Source organism: Shimazuella sp. NTD247, assembly GCF_059510415.1.
Genome location: NZ_JCAJZU010000029.1, coordinates 1 through 573 on the forward strand (window position 1 = coordinate 1; position 573 = coordinate 573).

The window sequence follows — 573 nt, forward strand, 5'->3', positions numbered from 1 at the left end:
ATATTTGGTAACCGAATTTGTACCAAAAGGTACTCCATAGAAAGGAGGTGATCCATCCCCACCTTCCGGTAGGGATACCTTGTTACGACTTCACCCCAATCATCTGCCCCACCTTCGGCAGCTCAGTCCCCTAAGGGTTCTGTCACCGACTTCGGGTGTTGCAAACTCTCGTGGTGTGACGGGCGGTGTGTACAAGGCCCGGGAACGTATTCACCGCGGCATGCTGATCCGCGATTACTAGCGATTCCGGCTTCATGTAGGCGAGTTGCAGCCTACAATCCGAACTGAGAATGGCTTTCTGGGATTTGCTCCACCTCGCGGTCTCGCTTCCCTTTGTACCATCCATTGTAGCACGTGTGTAGCCCAAGACGTAAGGGGCATGATGATTTGACGTCATCCCCACCTTCCTCCGGCTTTCACCGGCTGTCTCCTTAGAGAGCCCAACATTACTTGCTGGCAACTAAGGACAAGGGTTGCGCTCGTTGCGGGACTGAACCCAACATCTCACGACACGAGCTGACGACAACCATGCACCACCTGTCACCATTGCCCCGAAGGGAAGCACTATCTCTA

Annotated in this window: 1 rRNA gene; it reads right to left on the minus strand. The window is 53.9% G+C overall.

Going from position 1 to position 573, the window contains the following annotated elements:
• Positions 1-40: 40 nt before the first annotated feature.
• A 16S ribosomal RNA gene (locus AC5WOC_RS21195) occupies positions 41-573 on the minus strand; the annotation flags it as partial.